General features: G+C 32.7%; 8 protein-coding genes and 1 pseudogene. 1 reads left to right on the top strand and 8 read right to left on the bottom strand.

Features of this window, described 5'->3' with window-relative positions; translation table 11 throughout:
• Window positions 1-54: 54 nt before the first annotated feature.
• On the bottom strand, window positions 55-1,962 hold the full coding sequence (locus tag ACSVH9_RS15090) for an SPFH domain-containing protein (RefSeq protein ID WP_064716216.1): 1,908 nt from the start codon (window positions 1,960-1,962) through the stop codon (window positions 55-57).
• 474 nt (window positions 1,963-2,436) lie between these two features.
• Between ACSVH9_RS15090 and ACSVH9_RS15085 the strand changes: the two genes are divergently transcribed.
• Window positions 2,437-3,552 carry an ATP-binding protein gene (locus tag ACSVH9_RS15085; RefSeq protein ID WP_438064425.1) on the top strand — a complete coding sequence of 372 codons (1,116 nt, stop codon included), beginning with the start codon at window positions 2,437-2,439 and terminating at the stop codon, window positions 3,550-3,552.
• Window positions 3,553-3,617: 65 nt separating this feature from the next.
• Here the strand turns inward: ACSVH9_RS15085 and ACSVH9_RS15080 are convergent.
• From ACSVH9_RS15080 to ACSVH9_RS15050, 7 genes and pseudogenes are all read right to left on the bottom strand, one after another.
• Window positions 3,618-3,770, bottom strand: a pseudogene (locus ACSVH9_RS15080) (M3 family metallopeptidase); the annotation flags it as partial.
• Between the two features lie 7 nt (window positions 3,771-3,777).
• Entirely contained in the window at window positions 3,778-4,266 is a 489-nt protein-coding gene (locus tag ACSVH9_RS15075) for an SRPBCC family protein (RefSeq protein ID WP_438064424.1), read from the bottom strand.
• Between the two features lies 1 nt (window position 4,267).
• The gene (locus ACSVH9_RS15070; protein ID WP_438064423.1) at window positions 4,268-5,179 is read right to left on the bottom strand and encodes a TIGR01777 family oxidoreductase; all 912 of its coding nucleotides are present in this window, start codon (window positions 5,177-5,179) and stop codon (window positions 4,268-4,270) included.
• A complete protein-coding gene (locus tag ACSVH9_RS15065; protein ID WP_438064422.1) occupies window positions 5,166-5,477 on the bottom strand; it encodes a hypothetical protein in 312 nt (103 codons plus the stop codon). The genes ACSVH9_RS15070 and ACSVH9_RS15065 overlap by 14 nt, the downstream gene beginning before the upstream one ends.
• Before the next feature lie 26 nt (window positions 5,478-5,503).
• Entirely contained in the window at window positions 5,504-5,866 is a 363-nt protein-coding gene (locus ACSVH9_RS15060) for a hypothetical protein (protein WP_300979311.1), read from the bottom strand.
• 26 nt (window positions 5,867-5,892) lie between these two features.
• Window positions 5,893-6,231, bottom strand: coding sequence for a hypothetical protein (locus ACSVH9_RS15055; RefSeq protein ID WP_438064421.1), 339 nt, complete (start codon window positions 6,229-6,231; stop codon window positions 5,893-5,895).
• Window positions 6,232-6,292: 61 nt separating this feature from the next.
• On the bottom strand, window positions 6,293-6,796 hold the full coding sequence (locus tag ACSVH9_RS15050; RefSeq protein ID WP_159687186.1) for a GbsR/MarR family transcriptional regulator: 504 nt from the start codon (window positions 6,794-6,796) through the stop codon (window positions 6,293-6,295).
• Window positions 6,797-6,888 lie beyond the last annotated feature (92 nt).

Raw genomic sequence — 6,888 nt, 5'->3', positions numbered from 1 at the left:
AAAAAAAATAAGCCGTCTCATTTGAGACGGCTTATTTACTGGAATCAAAAAAAATTATTTTTTAGGAGCTGGTTTGTCGGTTTTGGCATCCATCATTTCCATTAGTTTCATACCTAGTAATCCGCTGATTCCACCTTCAGAACCATTTGTTCCTGAAATTAAAACATCAGGAATTACTTTGATATTTCCTTTTCCAATCTCTTCGGTAATTTTATATTTAGTAAAGTTATCACCGCCCATAGCTGAAACCTGTAATTGATAAGCTTCGGCTGTAGATTGACCAATAGCCTTGATTTTTTCAGCTTCAGCTAAACCTGTTTTAGAAATTTTTTCAGCTTCTGCGCTTGCATTTAATCTAGTAGCTTCAGCTTGTGCTCCAGCTCTTGCTTTAGTAGCTTCGGCTTCTGCATTGGCACGCATTTTAGTAGCCTCTGCCTCTGCATTTACGTTAAGTTTCAAACTTGTAGCATCTCCTTCTGCTTTTTTAACAGTCGCATCAGCCGTTCTTTGAGCAATTTCAACACTTTGAGATGCTTTTACGATTTCTTTTTGCATATCTGCAATAGCAGTTTCTTTTTCTACACCTTGACGTTGTTCTTGCGCCATTCTTTGGGTTTGATAGGTTTTTTGTTCCTCCTCCGCAATTTTTCTATCGGTCAACGTTTTCATTAAAGAATCTGGAGGAACGATATCACCAATTAAAGTATCAACTGCATTTACGTTGTATTCGTCCAATACTGCTTTGATATGGTTTTTAGCTGATTCTTGACGCTCTTTACGAGTACTTAAGAATGAAATTACATCGCTGTCTTGCGCTGAGTTTCTAAAATAGTTACCTATAGTTGGTTCCAAAACTTGAGACACTAAGTTGGTCATACTACCAAAACGAGCAATAACTTTTGGAGCTTCGTTAGCGGGAACGTGAATAATTTGTGCTACATCCAAATTAAAAGGGAAACCATCTTTTGAACGAACAGTAATTGTTGATAGATTCTTATCAAGGTCGTGGGATTCACTTCTTGCATTTGCCCAGTTTAAGACTAGGTTTGTTGTTGGAACAGGCTCAAGTTTTGTTGTGTATTTATTCAATGCATATTTACCTGGGCCAAACGGTTCCATCCAAACACCACGTTGTCCTTTTGATACAATATTACCGTGCTTGAAGGTGTCTCCTGTAACATCTTTTCCGTCTTCACCGATATAGGAAATCACTACTCCAACATAACCGATAGGGACATCTGTCATTGGGTTTTGTTCTATTTGAATTGCCCAAGTATTGATATAGTAAGAACCTGCCAACATTACTTGAGGTTGCAAGCCACGATTTCCACCTTGCTCTAGGAAATAGTCAAAATCTTGAAAGTTATTGTGGCCATCTACATATTTACCTGCAATTTGTCCTTGCGGAATTGGATCACCATCTAGGGCGGTTACAATTCCAACCATATTTTCAAAAATCTTTATTTGTTCGGCGATTACAATTTCGAACAAAAAGGTATTGATACGATAAGATCCAGTGGTTATAAAAGCGGATTGCCTTCCTTTTTGTCCACCGTTAGTTAAGAAAGCTGTGGCGTCTTGAAAGTTGTCACTGTCTACTTTTCTTGCAAGGATGCGTCCCGTTGGGATTTCTTTACCATCTTTACTCAAAACCAATCCAATTTTTCCTTCAGGGATAATAGTAAATGGGGTCATATCTACTGAAAATTGCCAAATCCACATTCCCCAATACAAACCTGGAGCCAGTGTTTGAGCTTGAAACCCTGCTTCGCCTTTCGTGGCTATAATTCTTCCGTCAGGTAACGATTTGTCCGCACCAAAGAGCACGAATTTTTTGGTTACTAATCCAATTTTGTCTTCGGGAACGATAACCATTCCAAAGAAAACTCTTAAAACAAATTTGTAAAGAACGATGGATAAAACTAGTAAAAATACCCACCAAAAATCTAGAATTGCAGTCATTATGAAATATTTTTTTGATTATTACTATGTTTGAATTTTATAGATAATGACTATAGAAAAATACTGTAATTTCTTTTTTTAGTTTCTGAATTCAAATTATATAAGAAAATTGAAATCCCTTTTTGAAGTTACAACAGCTGTGTGTTATTTTAGAATATCGTTATGGTATAAAATCTCTAATTATACGGAAACACTTATTAATTGTTACAAAAAAATAAGAAATATTTTAGAAAATAAAAAAACCGAAATTTCTATTGTCACTTTGTTTTGATTCTTAATTTGTGCTTTTCAATTATTCTGGAGTTTTATTTTGTTTTGCTGATTTTTGGGTTGATGTTGCAATTATTTATTTCAAAAATATAATAATTGGTGAATATGTTCCCTTAATAATATAATAATTGGTGAATACAATATCTTAAAAACATAATAATTGGTGAATATTAAACTATTTTATTACATTTGATTAAAATTAATATGATGATAACTAGGAGTTTAATAGAGAGAATAAGAAATCGACTCAATAAAGGAAAAGCTATTGTTCTGGTTGGTCCAAGGCAAGTGGGAAAAACTACCTTAATTAATGAGTTGCTAAAAGGTGTTTCGTATTTGTTTTTGGACGGAGACGACTCGGTAATAATGGATACTTTGGCAAATGCCAATACCGAAACGCTAAAAAGTATAATTGGCGACTACAAATATGTTTTTATCGATGAAGTACAACGCATTCCGAATATTGGTTTGAAACTAAAAATCATTGTAGATCAAATCAAGGATGTCCAAGTTATAGTGAGTGGTTCTTCAGTGTTGGATATTCATAATTTGACCCAAGAACCGCTTACAGGTAGGAAATTTGAGTTTCAAATGTTTCCAGTTTCTTGGGCCGAATTTGAGAATAATGTGGGCTATATGAAAGCAAAACAACAACTCGAACTCCGATTGTTATATGGTATGTATCCTGACGTAATTAATAATTTTGGAAACGAATATGAAATTCTAAAGAACTTGGTTTCAAGTTATTTGTACAAAGATATTTTGGCTTTGACAGGCATTCGAAAATCCGAGGTATTAGAGAAAATTCTTCAAGCTTTGGCGCTTCAAATTGGGAGTGAAGTGAGTTATAATGAACTTGCCCAGTTAGTTGGTGTTGATAAAAATACGGTAAGCAGTTATATCGATTTGCTCGAAAAGAGTTTTGTGATTTTTAAATTCAATAGTTTCAGCCGTAATGTTCGAAATGAAATAAAAGCCAATCGAAAAATCTATTTCTACGACAATGGTGTTCGGAATATGCTGATAGGAAATTTTAATTTTTTGGAATTCCGACAAGATAAAGGGGCACTTTGGGAAAATTTCCTTATTTCAGAACGTATGAAAGTATTGAGTTATCAAAACAGTATAGCAAAGCCATATTTCTGGCGAACCACACAGCAACAAGAAATCGATTATGTCGAAACGGTTGCTGATGATGTGAATGCCTATGAATTCAAATGGAAAGCCAAAAAAGTGAAATTACCCAAAACTTTTTCGGACAACTACAAAGGAAGTTTTGAGATTATTACTTTAGATAATTTTAGGGAGTTTTTGAAATAAAAAATTCCGAAGCATTGCTACTTCGGAATTTTCTTTGAATTCTAAATTCTAATATCTGCAATCTTTTACAACAACCCCGCTCTTTTCAAAAGCGCATCCGCCTTTGGTTCCTGCCCTCTAAAACGTTTGTAGAGTTCCATTAGCAATTCGGTGCCGCCTTTCGAAAGTACGTTGTCTTTGAATTTTGCTGCCACTTCTTTATTGAAAATGCCTTTTTCGGTTTTTCTAATATGAATCTTTCTCCATATCAAACGATGTTTTTGAATTGTTTTCAACTAAATTTTTTATGAATTGATTTCTTTCTGTTATGAATTTGGTTAAATGTTTTTTCAAAATTAAACTATCAAATATTTTTCCCAATATAGTTAATGGTACTTCGTATTGAATTTCATCTTTCATTGTTGTGCAGCCATTTACTTCTTCAAAAAAATGATTGTGTTGAAAAGATTTGAATCTTCCCTCAACCATTTCATCCCTAAAGTTCGAATACAAGTTCATTTCGGTAATTCTACTTTTATGTGTGAGATACAAACCGAAATGTTGGCCTCTCCAAGTTACCGTTTCATTTAAATTGATTAAACCAGATGTAACACCAGCAATTGCCAATTCCTTCGATTTACTAGTTGATTCTTGATGTAAATCTATATTTCTGCACGCATCGAAAACAACTTGTTTCGGAGCATTTATAATCGTGATTAGAGTTATAGATGTCATTTTATGCTAGATTTTTTAAAGCTTTTTCTAAAGTGTCGAATTTAAATTGAAAACCATTTTCTAGTAATCGTTTCGGAATTACATTTCGACTTTTTAAAACTAGTTCACTTTCCGTTTTTATGATTATTGAGCCTATTCTTAATAGCAGCTCACTTATGGAGATACCAAACGGGACGCCTACAGATTTCCTTAGAATTGTCATAAAATCTTTGTTTGTGATTGGCTTGGACGATACAACATTTATTACACCAGTAATTTCTTTTTCGATAATAAAATCTATTGCTCTTGCAAAATCGTCTTCGTGAATCCAGCTGATAAATTGGTTTCCTTTTCCTTGTTTTCCACCTAAACCAAACTTAGCTAAAGTCTTTAAAGGAATAAAAGCGCCTCCATTTTTACCCAGAACTATTGATGTTCGCAAAGCCGTTTTTAAAGTATTAGGCGTTTCGGTTTTGAAGAATGCTTTTTCCCAACACTGCGCCACATTCATAGAGAAGTCATTTCCAATTTCTCCATTCTTTTCATCCATTTCTTTGTCGAGTGAAAAACGATAGATAGTAGCAGTAGAAGAATTTAGCCAATGTTTAGGTGGATTTACACATCGAATAACAGCTTTGTTTAGAATTTTTGTGCTTTCAATTCTAGACAACAAAATTTCTTTTTTATTTTGTTTTGTATAGCGACAATCTACTGATTTACCTGTTAGGTTAATTAAGACAGTGGCGTTTTCTAGTTCTTTCTCCCAGCCAGAAAAAGTTTTTGCATTCCAATTTACATATTTTATTGTATCCTTGAATTTTGATTCTCCTCTTGTCAAGATGATAATTTCTTCAAATTTATCTCTAAAATGGTTGGTCAAAACCTGTCCTAAAAATCCTGTACCTGCTGCTATGATTAGTTTATTTGATTTCATTGGTGTGAATTAAGAGTGATAAATAAATACATAATAAGGGAGGCAAACACCAAATCCAATTTGTAACGTAGAAGTACAACAGTAAAAAGAATAGAGTAACACCTAAAAAGTAAATTTTAATTAAAACATTTTTTGGATTTTCTTGCCAATACTTTATAGCTAGTAGTACTTGAATTGCACCAGTAATCATAGTTGATAACAATGCCAATACAAAGAGTCCATTTTCGAATAGTGCGAATAAAGAGATAAACAATGGGATACTTAATGCAATGATGTTTAAGTTTTTTATTGCTTTCATATTTTTATCACTTATATTGAGTTTTACTATTGTAGTGCTTCTTTAGCTTTTCTTTTTCCTCTAAAGAAAAAATATAAATTCAAAAACAACATTAGTCCCAGATAGATTGAGAATCCTCCAATTTTATAACTTAAGGCTTCAATTAGAGTTTGATAATCATTTTTGTACTCGCTAATGGTTAGTATCATCAAAGCGAATCCAAGATTAAGTAGATAAAAACCTGTTTCAAAAAGTTTGTTTGTTGCATTTGCAATTTCCTCTCTGCCTCTAAAAATATCTAGCATATAGATTTTTCCATTTTTAAAAAGAGTTTTTGAAACGTAGTAGGTCAAGAATATTGCAATAGGTAAATAGATGCTGTAACCAATAAGGATTTTTGTCGTTTCCATAATGTTTGAATTTAATTGTTATTTGATTAATTTTTAATGTATCTGGTAATCGCTATAATGTTTATATAGTGCAGCGCTGAAAGAATAAATGCAATTGCTGCAGTTTTTATAGCAATAACTTCAATGAGTTGGTTTGTTGAAAATATTTTTTCCCACGAAATTAAAGTCATTGCACAGTAACCAATGTTCAAAAGAGAATAGGCTAGTAGTAGTATTTGATTTATTTTTTGACATAAAGTAGTATGGTTTGGAAGTAATTCAGCGACATAAATGTTTCCGTTTTTATAGCAGATTTTGCCAACAATCAGAATTATAAAAGCTGTTATAATGAGGTAAATAAAATACCCAATGATGTTGAGGTTCATAATTTTATTTTGTTTTAAACTTTCAGAAAAAAATGAAAGTTTGTATTAAATTTTTTTAGTTTTATTTCATAAACTTAACCACTAATTTGGTTAGCCAATTGTCTTTGTATTCAGTGATTTTATCTAATACATTATCGGCTTTCAAAACAAAATCATAGAGTTTTGTAGTTTGCTCGATAAACTGTATTTCTTCTGCCGTGTTATTGGACTGAATGGATGATACTTCTTTTAAAATTTTAAGTGCTGGTTTAATTTCACGCTTGCTTCTTTCTCTAGCAATTTTGACTGCTAACTCGTCTAAATCTTTTTCGGCTGTAAAAAATTCTCTTCTTTCACCAGCCTTGTATTCTTTATATACAATTCCCCAATCCATCAAAGCTCGTAAATTCATACTGGCATTGCCTCGTGAAATTTGTAATTCTTCCATTACTTCTTCCATCGAAACAGCCTCGCTTGAAACCATCAACAAAGCGTGAATTTGTGCCATTGTTTTGTTAATGCCCCATTGCGAACCTAATGCCCCCCAAGTTTGTACGAACTTATTTTTTGCTTCTTTGAATTCCATAGTTCAAATGTATGTAAAAGTTTTTAAACTTTCAAAAATAAATGAAAGTTTATTTTAAATAAAAAATTCCGAAGTAGCAATACTTCGGAATT

It is taken from the genome of Flavobacterium sp. RSSB_23, from assembly GCF_051547145.1.
Classification (GTDB): Bacteria; Bacteroidota; Bacteroidia; order Flavobacteriales; family Flavobacteriaceae; genus Flavobacterium.
The sequence above is the reverse complement of the archived record's forward strand: the minus strand, read 5'-3'. Positions and strand labels throughout refer to the sequence as shown.